The organism is Streptomyces sp. HUAS 15-9 (assembly GCF_025642155.1).
Taxonomy (GTDB): Bacteria; Actinomycetota; Actinomycetes; order Streptomycetales; family Streptomycetaceae; genus Streptomyces.
Map to the genome: position 1 here is coordinate 5,342,318 of NZ_CP106798.1, position 16,743 is coordinate 5,359,060.

At 66.6% G+C, this 16,743-nt stretch carries 17 protein-coding genes and 1 pseudogene; 9 read left to right on the top strand and 9 right to left on the bottom strand.

Features of this window, described 5'->3' with window-relative positions:
* Positions 1-120 precede the first annotated feature (120 nt).
* The 4 genes from N8I87_RS24735 to N8I87_RS24750 are packed head-to-tail and all read left to right on the top strand — an operon-like array spanning position 121 to position 2,912.
* Positions 121-630, top strand: coding sequence for a phosphatase PAP2 family protein (locus tag N8I87_RS24735; protein ID WP_263211838.1), 510 nt, complete (start codon positions 121-123; stop codon positions 628-630).
* A complete protein-coding gene (locus N8I87_RS24740; RefSeq protein ID WP_263211840.1) occupies positions 623-1,585 on the top strand; it encodes a decaprenyl-phosphate phosphoribosyltransferase in 963 nt (320 codons plus the stop codon). Before N8I87_RS24735 ends, N8I87_RS24740 begins: the two co-directional genes overlap by 8 nt.
* Positions 1,582-2,013, top strand: a complete 432-nt coding sequence (locus N8I87_RS24745) for a GtrA family protein (RefSeq protein ID WP_263211842.1) — start codon at positions 1,582-1,584, stop codon at positions 2,011-2,013. Before N8I87_RS24740 ends, N8I87_RS24745 begins: the two co-directional genes overlap by 4 nt.
* Positions 2,001-2,912: a YihY/virulence factor BrkB family protein gene (locus N8I87_RS24750; RefSeq protein WP_263211843.1), complete on the top strand. Its 912-nt coding sequence runs from the start codon at positions 2,001-2,003 to the stop codon at positions 2,910-2,912. The genes N8I87_RS24745 and N8I87_RS24750 overlap by 13 nt, the downstream gene beginning before the upstream one ends.
* Here N8I87_RS24750 and N8I87_RS24755 read toward each other — a convergent pair.
* Complete coding sequence (locus N8I87_RS24755) at positions 2,857-4,131, bottom strand: D-alanyl-D-alanine carboxypeptidase family protein (protein ID WP_411577278.1); 1,275 nt, start codon at positions 4,129-4,131, stop codon at positions 2,857-2,859. The genes N8I87_RS24750 and N8I87_RS24755 overlap by 56 nt on opposite strands.
* 91 nt (positions 4,132-4,222) lie before the next feature.
* On the opposite strand from N8I87_RS24755, the gene N8I87_RS24760 reads away from it, so the two are divergent.
* The 3 genes and pseudogenes from N8I87_RS24760 (at position 4,223) to N8I87_RS24770 (ending at position 6,919) form a co-directional block, all read left to right on the top strand.
* Positions 4,223-4,462 carry an SCO4848 family membrane protein gene (locus N8I87_RS24760; protein ID WP_263211846.1) on the top strand — a complete coding sequence of 80 codons (240 nt, stop codon included), beginning with the start codon at positions 4,223-4,225 and terminating at the stop codon, positions 4,460-4,462.
* Positions 4,463-4,478: 16 nt separating this feature from the next.
* A pseudogene (locus N8I87_RS24765) lies at positions 4,479-5,396 on the top strand (metallophosphoesterase); the annotation flags it as partial.
* A complete protein-coding gene (locus N8I87_RS24770; RefSeq protein ID WP_263211847.1) occupies positions 5,396-6,919 on the top strand; it encodes a recombinase family protein in 1,524 nt (507 codons plus the stop codon). The pseudogene N8I87_RS24765 and the gene N8I87_RS24770, both read left to right, overlap by 1 nt.
* A 495-nt stretch (positions 6,920-7,414) precedes the next feature.
* Here the strand turns inward: N8I87_RS24770 and N8I87_RS24775 are convergent, their stop codons facing one another.
* The 6 genes from N8I87_RS24775 to N8I87_RS24800 all read right to left on the bottom strand — a co-directional run bounded on the left by N8I87_RS24775 (position 7,415) and on the right by N8I87_RS24800 (position 11,777).
* Positions 7,415-8,854: a replication initiator gene (locus tag N8I87_RS24775; protein ID WP_411577279.1), complete on the bottom strand. Its 1,440-nt coding sequence runs from the start codon at positions 8,852-8,854 to the stop codon at positions 7,415-7,417.
* Positions 8,855-8,996: 142 nt separating this feature from the next.
* Positions 8,997-9,332 (bottom strand): SH3 domain-containing protein, encoded by a 336-nt coding sequence (locus N8I87_RS24780; RefSeq protein ID WP_263211850.1) that lies wholly within the window; start codon positions 9,330-9,332, stop codon positions 8,997-8,999.
* 60 nt (positions 9,333-9,392) lie between these two features.
* Positions 9,393-9,584 carry a hypothetical protein gene (locus N8I87_RS24785; protein WP_263211852.1) on the bottom strand — a complete coding sequence of 64 codons (192 nt, stop codon included), beginning with the start codon at positions 9,582-9,584 and terminating at the stop codon, positions 9,393-9,395.
* Positions 9,581-10,918 carry an FtsK/SpoIIIE domain-containing protein gene (locus tag N8I87_RS24790; RefSeq protein ID WP_263211854.1) on the bottom strand — a complete coding sequence of 446 codons (1,338 nt, stop codon included), beginning with the start codon at positions 10,916-10,918 and terminating at the stop codon, positions 9,581-9,583. Before N8I87_RS24790 ends, N8I87_RS24785 begins: the two co-directional genes overlap by 4 nt.
* Positions 10,918-11,382: a hypothetical protein gene (locus tag N8I87_RS24795; RefSeq protein WP_263211856.1), complete on the bottom strand. Its 465-nt coding sequence runs from the start codon at positions 11,380-11,382 to the stop codon at positions 10,918-10,920. The genes N8I87_RS24790 and N8I87_RS24795 overlap by 1 nt, the downstream gene beginning before the upstream one ends.
* The gene (locus N8I87_RS24800) at positions 11,382-11,777 is read right to left on the bottom strand and encodes a hypothetical protein (RefSeq protein ID WP_263211858.1); all 396 of its coding nucleotides are present in this window, start codon (positions 11,775-11,777) and stop codon (positions 11,382-11,384) included. The genes N8I87_RS24795 and N8I87_RS24800 overlap by 1 nt, the downstream gene beginning before the upstream one ends.
* A 290-nt stretch (positions 11,778-12,067) precedes the next feature.
* Between N8I87_RS24800 and N8I87_RS24805 the strand changes: the two genes are divergently transcribed.
* Complete coding sequence (locus tag N8I87_RS24805; protein WP_263216633.1) at positions 12,068-12,826, top strand: GntR family transcriptional regulator; 759 nt, start codon at positions 12,068-12,070, stop codon at positions 12,824-12,826.
* A 1,057-nt stretch (positions 12,827-13,883) separates the two neighbouring features.
* On the opposite strand, the gene N8I87_RS24810 is transcribed toward N8I87_RS24805, so the two are convergent.
* Entirely contained in the window at positions 13,884-14,045 is a 162-nt protein-coding gene (locus N8I87_RS24810; protein WP_263211860.1) for a hypothetical protein, read from the bottom strand.
* Between the two features lie 388 nt (positions 14,046-14,433).
* Here N8I87_RS24810 and N8I87_RS24815 point away from each other — a divergent pair, with 388 nt between their 5' ends.
* A complete protein-coding gene (locus N8I87_RS24815) occupies positions 14,434-15,258 on the top strand; it encodes a hypothetical protein (RefSeq protein ID WP_263211862.1) in 825 nt (274 codons plus the stop codon).
* A gap of 903 nt (positions 15,259-16,161) precedes the next feature.
* Here N8I87_RS24815 and N8I87_RS24820 read toward each other — a convergent pair.
* Positions 16,162-16,650 carry an SH3 domain-containing protein gene (locus N8I87_RS24820; RefSeq protein ID WP_263211864.1) on the bottom strand — a complete coding sequence of 163 codons (489 nt, stop codon included), beginning with the start codon at positions 16,648-16,650 and terminating at the stop codon, positions 16,162-16,164.
* Positions 16,651-16,743 lie beyond the last annotated feature (93 nt).

Genomic DNA, 16,743 nt, shown 5'->3' on the forward strand with positions numbered 1-16,743 from the left:
CGCCCTTATGTGGGCGATTGGTTATGGAACATTACGCTCATCCCCGAAATGGGTGATTAATGGTATGTCGCACAATATTGTCGTAGTGCTGGCGGCGGTCGACGGGAACAGTGAGTCCACATGGACGACTTCCACGACCTGGACCACAGAATCCTTTCTGCACTGCATGCCTGCGGCGCCGATCCGCGTGTCGCCTCCGCCGCACGCGGCCTGTCCCTCGCCGGCGAGCACGGCATGCTGTGGCTCGGGACGGGACTCGTCGGAGCCGCCGTGGACGGCACCCGGCGCGGCTCCTGGTTGCGCGGCACCGCGCTCGTGGCGGGCGCACACCTCGCCAGCATGGGCGTGAAGCGGCTCGTGCGCCGTGCGCGCCCCTCGCACCTCGAACCCCTGGTGCGCACCGCGGGCCGGCACTCCTTCCCGAGCTCCCACGCCTCCTCCTCCGTGGCGGCCGCCGTCGCCTTCGGTGCGCTGGGGACCTACGGGATCGTGCCGCTCGCCGCCGCCATGTGTCTCTCCCGCCTGGTCGTCGGCGTCCACTACCCCACGGACGTGGCGGCCGGCGCGGCGCTGGGGGCGCTCACGGCCCGGCTCGGGGCGCGCTGGATGAGAGGCAGCGCCCATGACTGAGACGGCGCCCCTCACGGAATCGGCCCTCCGGGAGCAGCGCGCCCACCACGAGCCGCCCGTGCGCGTGCGCACGGCCACCCTCCTCACCGGCCTGCTGAGGACCACCCGCCCCAAGCAGTGGGTGAAGAACACCCTCGTGGTCGCCGCCCCGGCCGCCGCCGGACAGCTGTTCTCCCGGCATGCCCTGGTCCAGGTCGGCCTGGTCTTCGTCCTGTTCACCGGCTGCGCCGCCGCCGTCTACCTGATCAACGACGCCCGCGATGCCGCGGCCGACCGCGCCCACCCCACCAAGTGCCGCCGCCCGGTCGCCGCCGGACAGGTCCCGGTGCCCGTCGCCTACGCCACCGGAGGCACCCTGGCCGTCCTCGCGCCGGCCGCCGCGGCCTGGCTGACCTCACCCGTCGTCGCGGCGCTCCTGACGGCCTACATCGGCGTACAACTGGCGTACTGCGTCAGCCTCAAGCATGTCCTGGTGGTCGACCTCGTCGTCGTCACCACCGGCTTCCTGATGCGGGCGATGATCGGCGGGGTCGCGCTCGGCATCCCGCTGTCCCGCTGGTTCCTGATCACCACGGGCTTCGGGGCGCTGTTCATGGTGTCGGCCAAGCGCTACTCCGAAGCCCTGCAGATGGCCGGAAAAGCCGGCGCCACGCGCGCGTTGCTCTCCGAGTACACCACCGGCTACCTCCGCTTCGTCTGGCAGCTCGCCGCCGGCGTCGCCGTCCTCGCCTACTGCATGTGGGCCCTGGAGGAGGGCGGTGTGCCGCACGCGAGCGTGCTGCCCTGGCGGCAGCTGTCGATGGTCGCCTTCATCCTCGCGATCCTCAGATATGCCGTCTTCGCCGACCGCGGCACCGCCGGCGAGCCCGAGGACGTGGTCCTGCACGACCGGGCCCTGGCCCTGATCGGAGCGGTCTGGCTGGCGATGTACGGCCTGGCGGTGGCGAATTGGTGACCCGGGCGCAGCGGGCCGAGGTGCTGGGCTTCGCCACCGTGGGTCTCCTCGCCTACGCCACCGACCTCGCCCTGTTCACCTGTCTGCGCGGCCCGGCCGCCCTCGGCCCGCTCACCGCCAAGGCGCTGTCCTTCGTCGCGGGCTGCACCGTCGCGTACACCGGCAACGCGCTCGGCACCTACCGGCACACACAGCCGCGGGGCATGCGCCCGTACGCCGTCTTCGTCGCCGTGAACATCGCGGGCGCCCTGGTCCAGCTCCTGTGTCTCGCCGTCAGCCACTACGGCCTCGGCCTCACCTCGCAGCGCGCCGACACCGTCTCCGGGGCGGGAATCGGCATGGCGCTGGCGACCGTCCTGCGGTTCTGGGGTACTCGGACATGGGTGTTCCGCAACGAGGGGGGCAGAGTCGGATCATGGACTGGCTGAAGAAACTCCCCGTCATCGGGCCGCTCGTCACGCGGCTGACGGGCACGCACGCGTGGCGGTCGTACGAGCGCCTGGACCGGGTGAAGTGGACCCGGCTGGCCGCCGCGATGACCTTCATCAGCTTCATCGCGCTGTTCCCGCTGCTGACCGTGGCCGCCGCGATCGCCGCCGCCACCCTGAGCGAGACGCAGCAGCGGGATCTCCAGAACAAGATCGCCGACCAGGTCCCCGGCATCTCCGACCAGCTCGACATCCACGCCCTGGTCCAGAACGCCGGCACCGTCGGACTCATCGCCGGCGCCTTTCTGCTGCTGACGGGCATCGGCTGGGTCGGCCAGATGCGCGACTGTCTGCGCGCGGTGTGGGAACTGCCCGACAGCGAGGAGAACCCCCTGCTGCGCTATGCCAAGGACGCGGGTGTCCTGGTCGGCTTCGGCGGCGCGGTCCTGACCACCCTCGCCGTCTCCACCGTCGCCTCCGCCATGGTGGGCTGGATCGGCGATCAGCTCGGCATCGGCCGCGCGAGCTGGGGCAGCGTCCTGCTGCGGACGGCCGCGTTCGCCGTCGCCGTACTCGCCGACTTCCTGCTGCTGCTCTACGTCCTGACCCTGCTGCCCGGCGTCGAGCCGCCGCGCCGCCGCCTGCTGGTCGCGGCGCTGATCGGCGCGGTCGGCTTCGAGCTGCTGAAACTGCTGCTCAGCGGCTATATCCAGGGAGTTGCCACCAAGAGCATGTACGGCGCTTTCGGCGTCCCCGTGGCCCTGCTGCTGTGGATCAACTTCACCTCGAAACTGGTCCTGTTCTCCGCCGCCTGGACGGCGACGGGGAGCGAGGAGACGGCGCTCACGGACGGGACGACCGGCGGCGCACCAGATCCGGCAGCGGCCAGCGGCGGTTGACCAGGAACACCCCGCCCGCCAGCAGCGCCAGCAGTCCACCGGTGATCGCCAGCGCGATGCCGACGCCGCCGCCCCCGGCGGAGGCGCTCACCACCGGCTTCGAGGAACCGCCGGTCCCGGAACCGTCCTTCTTCCCGTTGGCGGCCGTGGTGCCCGGCTGGGCGCTGGACTGCGCGGCGCTCTTCGGCGCCACCAGTTCGCCCACCGGAGTGACCTTGCCGGCCGCCTCGAAGCCCCAGTCGAAGAGCTTGGCGGTCTCCTTGTAGACCTCGTTGTGCTCGCTCTTCTCCGGCTTCATGACGGTGACCAGCAGCACCTTGCCGTTGCGCTCGGCGACTCCGGTGAAGGTCGCGCCCGCGTTGGTGGTGTTGCCGTTCTTCACACCGGCGATGCCCTGGTAGACCGGGACGTCGCTGTCCCCGCTGAGCAGCCGGTTGGTGTTCTGGATCTCGAAGGTCCCGCGGACGGACTTGCCCTTCTTCTTGGTCGTCTCGCCCGGGAACGCCGCCCGTACGGTCGAGCAGTACTCGCGGAAGTCCTTCTTCTGCAGGCCCGAACGGGCGAACAGGGTCAGGTCGTAGGCGGAGGAGACCTGTCCCTTCGCGTCGTAGCCGTCGGGGCTGACCACGTGCGTGTCGAGCGCCCGCAGCTCCTCGGCGTGCGCCTGCATGTCCTTCACGGTCTGCTCGACGCCGCCGTTCATCGAGGACAGCACGTGCACGGCGTCGTTTCCGGAGCGCAGGAAGACGCCGAGCCACAGGTCGTGGACCGTGTAGGTCTCGTTCTCCTTTATCCCCACCATGCTCGAACCGGCGCCGATGCCCGCCATGTCGGCCGGCACCACCTTGTGCTTGGTCGACTTGGGGAACCTCGGCAGGACCGTGTCGGCGAACAGCATCTTCAGCGTGCTCGCCGGGGGCAGTTGCCAGTGCGGGTTGTGCGCGGCGAGCACCTCGCCGGACTCGGCGTCGGCGACGATCCAGGAGCGCGCGGTGAGGTCCTTGGGGAGCACGGGGACGCCGCTGCCGAGGTTGACCTGCGTACCGGCCTGGCCGAGGCGGGATCCGCCGACCGCCGACATGTGCGCCGGGGGAGTGGCGGAGGGGCTCGTCGAGGGGCGCGGGGCCGCGAGGGCGGCAGGCGCGGCGAGTGAAAGGGACAGCAAGGTGGCGGAAGCGAGCAGCAGGGATCGCTTACCGGTCTTCTTGGGTGCGGGCACGATCGAGAACGTACCTTCAGCGGATCGCGAAGTCCCGCGCGCCCTCCCACCCCGGGCGCGGATACGGACAGCGGACGGCGATACTGGGTCCATGAAGCTCAGCCGCCCGGTCTCCTGGTTCCTGCTCGCCTTCGGGGTGTGGAGCTGGGTCATCTGGGTCACTTTCGTCAAGAATCTGATCAAGGACAGCAGCGGACTCGCCTTTGACGACGGCCACCCGACGGCCTACTTCTGGGTGCATCTGCTGCTGGCGGTCGTTTCCTTCGTATTGGGGACGGTCATCGGGGTCATCGGGTTGCGCGGACTGCGCGCACTGCGCCGGATGTCATAGCGGGGGATACGGCAGCTTGGTCATCGTCTTCGTCCTGGTCGCTCTGGCCGTCCTGGCCGTCGTGGCGGGGCTGCACCGGTACCTCTGGCGCCGTCTGGTCCGCGACACCACCCGCCGCCCGGGCCCGGCCCGCCGCGCGGGCACGGTCGTCTTCGTCGCCGGTCCCACGCTGATGATCACGGCGCTGGTGGCCGAACGCTCCGGCGCCCCCTTCTGGCTCCAGCGCACCCTGGCCTGGCCGGGCTTCCTGTGGATGGCACTGTGGCTGTATCTGATGCTGGCGGTGGTGGCGGGAGAGGCCCTACGGCCCCTGCTGCGACGGCTCATGGAGAAGCGGGCCCCCGCGCGGGCGCCCGAGACCGAGGAGCCCGAACCCGAGACGGCGAGCGTCGCCGCGCAGGCCGAGGGCGCGCTCCCGGGCAAGGCGAACGCCCCTTCGACGACCGCACCCCGGGCCGCCGGGCCCGCTCCCGACAGCCCCGCAACCCGCCCAGCTCCCGTCGCCCCCGAAGCCTCCGACTTCACCCGCCGCCTCTTCGTCTCCCGCGCCGTGGGCGGACTCGGCGCCACCGCCGCCGTCGCGACCGTCGGATACGGGACGTACGGCGTGCTGCGCGGACCGGGCGTCAAGCGCGTCACGGTCCCGCTGGCCAGACTCCCGCGGTCCGCGCACGGATTCAGGATCGCCGTCGTCAGCGACATCCACCTCGGCCCCGTCCTCGGCCGGGGTTTCGCGCAGAAGGTCGTCGACACGATCAACGCCACCCAGCCCGATCTGATCGCGGTCGTCGGCGATCTCGTCGACGGAAGCGTCAGGGACCTCGGCCCGGCGGCCGTCCCGCTGGCCCGGCTGACGGCGCGGCACGGGGCGTACTTCGTCACCGGGAACCAACCTGAGACATACTTTATGGGGGTTCCTGAATCATGGTCAGCATGGACAGGCCGGAGACCACTGACTACGACGGGTGCGGGAAGTGCCTGGTAGGCGTACGTCGACTGTCGCGTAAGTCCGAGTCGACGAACAGCCCGGAGAAGCAAGGGGATTTGATCCTCAAGGCCACCACCGAGGTTGGTGGCCACATCATCGGTTGGGCCGATGACTGGGAGGTATCGGGCGCCACAGACCCGCTCACGAGGCCCGAGTTCGGCCCGTGGCTCCGAGGCGAGAGGGAGCCGTACGACGGGATCGTAGGGGCCGCCGTCGACCGCATCGGCCGCAACGTGCGCGACGTCCTCAACACGGCGTACACGATCCACGGGGCCGGACAGCTTCTTGTGACTGCCGACCATCCAGGAGTTTGGGACCTTGACGACCCGAACCAGGAGTCGGAACTACTTGTCAAGGCACTCGGTGCCCAACTCGAACACCGCGCCATCAAGAAGCGCATTCAGGACGAGCACGTACGCGCTCGGAAGGCAGGGCAGCCCAAGAAGAAGCCTTCATACGGCTACATGTACGTTCGCCGGATTCCCACGGGAAAGGTGGACGAGATCGTATTGCACCCTGAAGCGTCGAAGGAGATTCGCAATGTGGCTCAGCGAATCCTTGCCGACACTACGGGTGAGATCACGGTTTCTACGGAGTGCGCCCGGCTGACGCGTGAAGGTGTGCTGACACCCCATGACCTCTTGGCGGTCATGTATGGCCGAGAGCCGAAGGGCAAGGAGTGGACTTACCAGACTCTCAAACAAATCCTTTGCAGTGAGGCATCCTTGGGATACCTCATGCACAAGGGTAAGCCTGTACTTGGCGAGGATGGGCGACCGAAGAAAATCGCCCCCGCTTTGTGGGATCGGGCAACGCGTGATGCTCTGATCGAGAAGACCAAGGCTAAGCCGAGGAGTAAGGGCGGTGGAAAGGAATCGCAAGCGGCACGAGGGACCAAACTCCTGGTTGGAATTGGCTATTGCGGGAGTTGCGGGGAGCGTCTAATTGTCAACGGACTCAAGGGGTATGGATGCACGGCGCGAGTCCGTGGAATACCGACTTCTCAGAGCTGCAAGCCTGCTCCAACTATGAAGATCAAGCTTCTTGATGCGATCGTGGAAGAATGGTTCTTGGCGGAGTATGGAAGCGGCCAAGTGATGAAGAAGGAGTATGACCCCGGTACGGGCTATTCTGCTCAAATAGCCGACATTGAGGCCGATCGTAAAAGACTCCGTGAAGACCGCAGTGCAGGTCTGTACGACGCCGAGGACGACGCCGAATGGTTCCGAACGGAATACGCGCGCATGGGTGAGGAAATCGCCGAACTGAAGAAACTGCCGGAGCGCCCTGCCGGAATGCGCATGATCCCAACGGACCGTACCATCGCGCATGAGTGGCGGAACGCTAGGGATGATGCAGCGCGCCGAGAACTGTTGCATGAGTTCGGGGTGAAAGTCAGGCTGTTTCCCCTTCGGGCCAAAGATCGGGTCAAGGTGGAAGGCGTGAACGTCTTCGAGCTGGTGAGGTAACTCCCAGCAACGAAATAGACGCCCCGACGCTTGAGAGCGTTGGGGCGTCTCTCTTTTCCTGGCTACCCGTCAGGAATTAGGAATTTGGGTCTCAGGTAAGTGACCATGATTCCGTTCCTCGTGGTGAACTGTATCGACTGTATCGTCATCTCGCAGAGTGCGGCATGGCTAAGTCCGTGCAATTCTCTTGCCAAGGTCCGCATGAGCGTCCGAGATTTGGAGGAAAGTTGAAATAGACCTAGTTCTTTATGGCTGGCCAAGCGAAAACTAATATCTGATTCTGTGGTGTTCCCCAAGAGGACCCGAAGCTTCACGGATTTGGTCTCTACTTTCCAGCAGCCTGCGTCCTCTGGGGTTTGCCGCTGAGCTTTTCCGCCTAACAGGTGGGAAACCCGGTTGGCTATGTGCCAGTCGTTGGAAGTCACATGCCAACTCAGAAGAGGGGTGGGGTAATCTGTGAATTCGTGGGCCGGGTAGAAGCATCCAGCGCGTTCATTAACTGGCATACTTCCACCCCTCGGCGACCATGTCCCTTCTGATTTCACGCAAGTTCGCCAGGTCTTCCGCTATGCCGTATGCAATGTCTGCTTCGGCCGGAGAGTGCCCGGAGCCCACGTAGCGCCATGCGGATTCCGTAACCGTCTCTCGGTCCTCCAGGGCGAACAGGCCGCCGCCCTGGTGCTCCGCCCGGACCGCGCGCAGTGCGCCGTATGTGGTGGAGTACTGGCGTGACTTGGTAAGGACGTGGCCCCGGTAGCCGAGTGTGTGAGTCCAGGCTCGCAGGTTCAGCGCCTCCAGCTCCGGCAGGCCGCCCAGGCGCCAGCAGGCCGACATGAGGGCGCGAAGGTGGGCATTCACGGGGGCAAGGCGGATGCTGTCGAAGTCGTCTATGCGGTGGTCGATTCCGCCGGAGTCGCCGACGCTCTTTGAGACGTATTTTGCGACGTAGGCTGCAACGGCGCTGTCGGTGACCGCCGAGGTTTCCGTGAATGCGTCGCTGCGGATCGGGTGTACGTCGATCTGTTCGCCCCACTTGATGACCCGATCACCTGTTGCCGGGGAATACGGGGTGTGCACCTCCACGGAGTCCGCAGCTGAGTGGACCGCGTCTGACAGCAGGTCGGTTGTGGCCCACAGAGGCGGGGGTGAGGAAGGGCCGTCGGGCCCGTCGAGGCGGATTACAGCGTGGAAGTGGACGGCCCCCCGTCGCTGGTATTCGGCGACTTTCGCGAAGGAGACTTTCAGGTGTTCACCGAGGCGGGTTTGTGTGATTCCTGCGGCAGTCGCCAGATGCCGCCGGAGCGTGCGGCAATAGTGGTTCCACAATGAGCCGGCTGAAGCGTGCCAGAGGACGTGTCCGGGGTAGTCGTAGCAGTCCCGGCACAGGGGTTGGCCCACCGTGGAATCCGTCTCGGCGTGCCTGTGGCCGCAGCCCAGGGGCCGCCCGTGTTCGCAGACTCCGCGGTCCCGTCGAGGGCGGCATGCAGCCTCGTCAGGGCCGCTTGCGCGGTGCACGGGGCCGAAGGAGGGGGCGGTAAGGGTGACGAAGAGCCGGGGGTGATGCCGGACGCCGTCCGTGACGCCCTTGCCGCCGAGCAGGCCGGAGCGGACGAGGTGGAATGTGTCGCCCGCGTGTAGGTAGGAGCACGGATCACAGCTCGTCTCACGGCGGTTGCGGCAGCGCACCGGCATACGTCCGCCTGGTTCTTCGCTGGTGTCGTAGTGCCGCAGCACCTCACCTGTGACCGCGTCACGTGTGGTGGTGTGCCCGGCAAGGTAGATCGGGTGCGCGCACCCGCCAATGGACTTGATCTGATCGAGCCAGCGCGGGAATCCGGGTTCGTGGACGAGCCGGATAAGGTCGCGCTCGGTAGACGAAAGAAGGCGCAGACGCTCAGCCTCATCGAGGACTGAGCGCCGCGCCTCATCTGACATCGGAAACATCGGAGGCCCCCTTCCGTGAGGGATAGGCGCGGCGTTCATAAATCAGCTCCGAGTTCGTCTTTGCTTGGCTAGGCTTTAGCTCTTCTATGGCTTCAGAAAGTGTTTTGTGTTTGAGGGGAAAATACGGTGCCGGTTATCGCTTTTCGACCGGGTTGAGATAGGAGTACTTGACCCAGCCCTTTTTCCCCTTGTTGGGGCCGTTGGTGACTTTGCCGTAGCTCCACTTGTAATCCTTGGTGCAGTACTCGGTGAACCGGGCGCCCTTGTGCAGGATGCCGAGGGAGGTGTATTTCGTTCCGGGTCCGCTGCGCAGGTGCACGGCCATCGAAACGCTCTTGGTCTGCGTGTTGATCAAGTTGCATGCTTTCGGCAGGGATGCCGCCGAAGCAGTGGGGGCGGTGAGCACGGCGCCGCCGAGGATTACGGCAGCGGACGCGGCAGTCGCCGCAATGCGTGTGCCGATTCGCATGTCTCGTCTCCTTGCTAGGCTTGCGAGGCGATCTGTTGCCGCCTCCGAGTCTTTTCGGTGTCAGCCGAAAAAGAACTTTCCGATGAACTGAACCATGAACCACGCGGGATATGAGAACGGAGTTCCGGCAAGCAGAAATCCGAACAGGGAAATCAGAGTGACCTGATACCACTTGATTTCCCGTGACCGCGCGAGCATGACCACGTACAGCAGCAGAAACAGGTCGATGATGAAAAGATCTGTTTGTGTCATGCCGCAGTTCCTCCCTTCTCGAATGTCACGGGGTCGGTTTGGGTCAGGAACGGATTCACCGGCGGATCGGTGCGGGCGATCTCGGCCGCATCGGCGGTGGTGACCGGGCGGGAACGGGCACGCATCCACCGGCCGCCCATGGCGACCACGGCAACGCCCTGTTCGTCCTCGGTGATGTTCTGCGCGGTGATCACGGCGTCCGGGTTGATATCCCCGAGCGTCATCTCTGCTGACGCCTCGTCATGCGCGCGGTGGGCAACGCGTCCGCCGAGCTGTGCCCGCAGCGCGGTCACGCGGGGGCCGATGTCGGAGCCGACCCGCTGACCGGCGATGACCAGGTGCACGCCGAGCGCCGCACCGAGCTGGGCGACCCGCAGCAGCAGCGTTCCGCACCGCTCCGCCTCGTCCTTCGACTCCCGCGAGCCGTCCGTGAGGTACAGCTCCGCCAGCTCGTCGACGATCACGACCAGGGGCACCGGCCGCTCGTCCTCGGGCAGGTCCCAGACGGACCGTTTGCCCGCCGCCCGGCACACCCGCATGCGCGCTTGGATCTCGTCGACCACGCCGGACAGCAGACCGAGAGCCTGCGTCCGGTCGATGGCCAGCGCCGAGAGCCGCCCGCCGAACAGGCCGAGTTCCATGCCTCCCTTGCAGTCGATGCCGACCAGGGCGACCGGCTGAGGCGCCAGCGCGAGCACCAGCGCCGCCAGAAGCGAGGACTTGCCGGACTGCGTGGCCCCCGTGACCAGCCAGTGAGGCACGCGCCGCAAGTCGATCAGCCAGGGTTCGCCGTCCTCGATCCGGCCCACCACGGCCGACAGGAGCGCGGGAGCCGGCACCCGGACAGATGGGACGTCACCGGTCAGCGGATCCCGTGCCGTGACATGGATGACTACCTGTCCCCGGCGGGGCGAGGTGACCCGCACCCCGTGCACGTGCCAGGCGTGTTCCATGGCACGGGCCGCCGCGAAGTACGGCGCCGGAGTCTGCCCCGGATGCAGCAGCACCCGCAGCGTCAGCCCGGATTTTGTCGGCATGGGCCAGGACAGCCGCGGAGGCCTCGGCCGCAGCGCCTGCCCCTGCACCACGAGATCACGGCCGATCACCCGGCGGTCCGGCCGCATGCTCACCGACAGCCCGTTGAGGTAAGTCAGCCGCCGCCAGGTCGAGAAGATGCGCAGCGCGGTACCCGGGTATCCGGCCAGCCACCAGCGCCACGGCCACCGACGGACCGGCAGGCCCCGAGCCGCTAGGCGCGGTTCCCACCAGCGTTGTGTCATGACGCCCACCAGGAGCAGCGCCGTCAGAATCCACACCACCAGTGAGGCGGGCATTACCCCTCCTCGTCCGTGGTCCGTGCCAGCACGAGCCGGGCGCGCATCATGGCCGTCTCGGCATGACGGGCGGTCAGGGACAGCAGGAACCGGATAGTGGGGATGTCGTCCGCCGTCGCCAGCAGTGCCTCAGTACCGGCCAGCGTCCGCAGGTCCCGCAGCAGCGAGCCGAAGTGGCCGTCAACGCAGAACACGCCGTTCTCGCACTCGGCGCCGTCCGTGCCGTCCGTCAGGTCCGCACCATCGAGTTCAGCCGCCGCCCGCAGCTCACGGGCCATTCGTTCCGAGTCGGCGACGATGCGGCCGACGCACGGGCTTTTGCACGCGAACACTTGCGTCTCGTCGGCAGGCGACCGGCCCACCGGAACAGACGTGATCTTCGCGGTGAGGAAGTTCGCGCCGCACACCACGCAGGCCATGCCGTCCGCCTGTGCGGCATTCAGGTGCCAGAAGTACCGTTCCATCAGGAATCGCCACCCGCCGACTTCCCGCGACCACCGGCCGCCGAAGCCGCCGAGGCCGGAGCCGGGGCAGAGGCGCCGCCGGAGCTGGATGCGGGGGTGATGGCGTCGGCGCGGTAGGTCGTACCTGTCCGGCCGTCCACGGCCCATTCGTTGGCCCACAGGTTCGTGACCCTGACCTCAGCACCCTCCGTGAGTCCCTGCGGCTGACCGCTGGTGACCACGTGGACGACGTCCGTCTTCCGTCCCTCTGCCTGCCGGATGGACAGGCCCGTGATCCACAGCGGGTTGCCCTCACGGTCTCGGCGCTGGTCGCCTTCCAGCGTCGTGCGCGGTTCCGGAGCGATCACGCAGCGGATCGCACCGAGTCGCCCGATGTCAATCGGCTTGTTGTCCATGGGAGTTCACCTCTCTTCTCAGTCCCGCTCCACTCAGCCACTTATCCGGATGAGTTGGAGGGATCATCTTCACTCGCCGGGGGAGCCGGGTCAACCACTTATCCGGATGAGTGAGGGTAGGTGTACGACAGAGGGTCAACCACTTATCCTCATGAGTGCGCCACGCGCGCCTATACCACGGACGACTGACAACCAGCCCAGCCCGAGGCCCACCCCCACACGCCCCAGCCGCCGAAGCGATAAGGACACCAGCCATGGCAGCCCGAGAGCACATTGAGCGAGCACCGTCCATGTACTTGCAGGTCGCTCAGCGCATGGCCAGCGACATTCGGCGAGGCCGCTACCAGCCCGGTGATCTTCTGCCGTCCGAGACGGAAATGGTGAAGATGTACGGCGTGGGCAAGCACACAGCACGGGCCGCCGTCGCCGAGCTGCGCCGCATGGGACTAGTGGAGTCCCAGCAGGGCAAGGGAAGCATCGTGCTTCCCTCCGGCGGAGTCCTGCCCGCCACCCGAGTGGACCGCTCCATCCAGCGCACCAGCAAGGGCAGTTGGCGCCTACCGGAGGCCACGGAGACCGAGGCGCCCGCCGTCACCAGGACCTCACTCGACGGACCCCCGGCAGTCCTGTTGGACCAGCAGGACCAGGATGCCATCAGCGTGGACCGCATGATCCACGATCCGGCAACCGGCGCCCGGATGGCCCACCGTGTCCTTATCCCGATGTCCACCGCCGCCGACGTGCCCACACTCGCCAAGCAGCCAGACGCCGAGATCAGCGACCTGTACCGGCAGCTTGCGGAGGCCGGACTCAGCCTGTCGTTCACCGAGCATGTCACCGCCCGCACCCCCTACCCGGACGAGCGCACCGCGCTGGGACTCAGCGACGCCAGCCCCCTCCTGATCACCTACCGCATCACCGGCGACGCGGAAGCGGGCCGCCCGCTGCTGTGCGAGGAGTTGAAGGCCCCCGCCGCCACGTGCCAGCTCACCTACTCCGTGACGCCGACGAAGGCCGCCGCCCAGCGTGCCACCCGCCGCCGATCCTGATCGGTCCAACTTCTCTTTACTTGCTCAAGGGCGCGCCTACGGCGCGCCGGGCGGCCCTGCCGCCTCGGCCGGGCGTGCGACCTTCGGCCGATCCCGTCCGGTCGGCAGCCGCCCGACACGTGAGTCACCCCCAACCAAGCAGAGAAGCCCCCCGCGGAATCGTCGCAGGGGGCTCTGTCGTCTGCTCTGTCGCTCATCGGAGAGACGAGCCGCACGAGGGCCAGGCCCACACTCCCCACCACGGGCCCGAACTCCGCCGGCTCAGACGTCGGTTCACCGAGGACACCAACGCCGCTCACCATGACGCACAGCGCCGTGACGAACCCGGTTGCGGGCGGGTGGTACCAGGGGCGCTACAGCGCACCCCTGGACCCCGCCCAGGCGTGGCAACCTCACGCGCGAATGCAGGTCTCGTCGTGGCCAAGCGCCGTGCGCGCGTGAGGTCACCACGCACGTGATCAGCCACTTTCCGCCGTGGAGGGGTACTGAACCGACGTCTCCACGGTCCGCGCCCACCACGACGCAGCCGGGATGCGCATCGGAAAGGAGGTCATGGACGCCCTTGAGGAAGCCGCCGCCGGGCAGGAGCGGGCCCGGCAAAAAGGGGCGGGCCGCCAGAACAGAACGGGCAGCACGACAGTGACGACCCCGGTCAACTCGATAGGACAAGACGCCCGAGAGCTACTTCGCCAGCCCCCATCCTCGTGCCTCGATGATCTGGATCAGCGATCTCCTGAAGGCAACTGGCTGATCACAACATTCACACAGGCCCTAGAACCCCAGCCTCGGCGGATAGCAGTTACAGCGCCCGCATTGGCGCGCTGCCATACTTGTACGTCAGCTTTCCTTTGTACCACTGGTTCTTGCAAGGCCCCCAGTTCCCATACCAGTCGAGGACCCTAGAAGAGCCCCCGCATATGCAACGGGCAGGGTGCCTTTTGCGCTCCTTCTCCACTGCCATGAACACAGCCGTCGCAGCCGTGGCAAACGCAACAGCCTGACCCTCCGGATCAGTTCTGAGCCATTTCAGCAACTTACCAAAATCCATACTCCCCCCTCACTGGTTACCTTGGGCGTAGTACTCCTGCCAGAGAGCGGCATCGCGGTCAGCTTGCTCGCGTCGCCGCTTCTCGTATGCCTCATCGCGCTCTTGGTCAGCCGCCCGATAGGCGGCTGCGGCCTGCTCCCGTTTCTCACCGTCGCTGTAACGCTCGGCCATGCATGTCACCTCCCATGGCGCAACCGCTCAGAGGCTACAACCTACTCAACTGCCAAGGAGGCACTTTGATTTGAGACACCCTCTGATTTTCTTGACGGGGCATCGTCACCCGGTTCGACGAGAGCCCGGAGAGCTACCTCGCCGGCCTCCACCTGCGCGCGTAGATAATCTGGATCAAGGACCTTAACCGAACCGCCCCTTGATCACGACTCGATACGCGCCCTAGGGCGTGTATTTGATTGTGATCAAGGGGCGGTCCTGTCGGCGGCATGGCGACAGCCAGCGCCCTACCGCACCTCCCTCTCGCCTGTGCCGGAAACCCACGAATCTCTCGGAGCGGGACTCCCCGGGAGCATGCTACGTCTCATCGCCCATCCCGGAGCCGCCAATGTCATACCATCCCCTGTCCCTCGATGTGAGGACTGTTTCCGAGCTCTACTCGCAACTCTCCGGAGTGCTGGCCGGATTCGCGCTCGCGGCCGTGTTCATCGTCATCTCCCACTATCTCGGCGAGGCTCAGCCGACTGGCCGCCGGGAAGAAGCGCTCGGCCAAGCCCTTCCCGCGCTACTCGCGGCCCTGCTTGGGCTGGTCTTCAGCTCACTCACCTACAGCATCGTCGCAGCCGACGGAGACAACCGTGACCGGGCGCAGTTCGAGTACCTCGTGGCAGGCGTCGGTTTCTCCGTCGCCGGAGCGCTGCTCATCTTCGCCGCCGTCCTGCTCATCGAGGGCGTGTTGCCCTACGACCCTGTCCACTATGCACGGCGCCTGCTCGGACAGGGCGCGCCCCTGCCGATGTTCGCGCTCCTGTGCGACGGCGCATACGCCTACGGCAAGGCGTACTACGGGGGGCGGGTCCCCGGCTGGCTGGGCGTCCTGATCGTCCTGTTGCTGTCCTTGATGCTCGCCGTGTCCGTCCTCGGTTTTGCGGCGTACGGCCGTCCCGGTCTGGACGGAAGCCGGGTGACCGGTGGCGGGGACATCCGGACGATCGCGGTGAGCGTACTGTCGATCGTGACCGTGTGCCTGCTAGGCGTGGTGGCGACGAAGGGGCTCGCCGACACGCGCTGCGCTGTACGCATCGGCGCCGTGGTCGCCGTCCTGCTCTGTGGATTCCTCGCGGCCGTCGGCATGTGCGTCTGGTTCTTTGTCACCCGCCCGGCCCGCCCTACAGCCCCGGTCCCTGCTCCCACGAGGGCAGCCGTCGCCTAGGGCACGTTGGCAAGTCCGGCCCGATGAACTTCCATTCCCCGTCCGTATGTTGCACCTGCGGCACGCATGAAGATCTACCGCTCCAGGTCCTGCCGAGGGCAAATCCCCGGACTGATCACGATCCGATACGCGCCCTAGTTCCGGCAAGTCCGAGCGTGCTGCTCAGCAGCGAACCGAGCAGGGCCCGCACCCGTGATCAGGATCGGCCGTCGGCACCCTTCACACCGAATGAACTCTCCGCGCCGATCCGTCTCGATCCACACACGAGAGCCCGCCGCCGTCCGCCAGTCGTCACGCGCCATCACATTCCCCTTCCCTCTCGTCTGCCCTCCGCCGACGCGCCGCCACCCCGCCCGCCGAGCCCTGAGCCGGAGCACCCGGGCTATCACACGCGCACTCTCCGGGCGCAGCCACACCACTGGCTCACCGTGCGCCCCCGCATGAGGAACGGCCCGCACCAGCCGAGTGTCGATACCAATCGCCTCTAACGCCTCGTTCACCTTCGTGGCCGCCTCGTCCGCCGCCCGCCAGCCTGACACATAGTCAACTCCCGGCACATACATGGCTTCGTCAGGGCCGCCGCAATTCTCCCCCTGAGCGTTCACTAACGCACACCCCTTCCGGCCCCCTCACCCGCCTTCATCATCACCCACCGGGAGCCGCCCCGTATCGGAATCGAACACGCATCCAGCAAGGTCAAATAGGCCAGCAGAGTATGCCCTTGCATGCTGCGAGCGCTCCGCTACCGACAGTCAGACTACGAAACTGTGGCAACAAACACACCCCTCATACCCTCTCGTCACATAATCAACACAAGTCCCTTAGCAGCTGCACAGGAACGGCCCCCTTCCGCCGAAGCAGAGAGGGGGCCGCTGTCCTAGTTCATTCCTCCTGAGCCGTCGATCAGTAGAGGTACATCTCCGAGACCCAGCCCGTGAAGCCCCGGGGCAGGCCGCCCGGTGAAGCCTTCTGAAGCCTCACCTTGTCCCAGCGCTGTCCGCGGTGGTCGCGAGCCGTCGCCATGACCCGAACGCGCTGCCCCCTATAGACCAGACCGAGGATCGTCCGGTTCGTGCCCGCACCCGTACGCACTCGCAACCCGTTGACCGTCGCCGTCTTGTACGGACCATCGTTCTGGATCGCCTTGTAGGGACCCCCGTTGTGGGTCACTGCCGTCCCGCCGGAGCGACCCGCCGAGTACCCCGGATCCGGGATCACTGCCGACGCCGACGACACGCCCACGAGGCCGACGCCGGCCACCAGCGCGCCCGACACGACCAGCGACCGCAGAGCCTTACGTCCCGTGATCGATATCCCCTTCGATTCGAAAGAGGACGAGCGGTCGCCCGACCCACCGCCGGGTAGCCACTCATCCGGATGAGTTGCCAGCATCTAATACGTTTCGCGGACGGTCAACCACTTATCCGGATGAGTGTCGGCCCTGAGAGTCAATGGCACGACGAAGGCCCCGCCGTGACGGGGCCT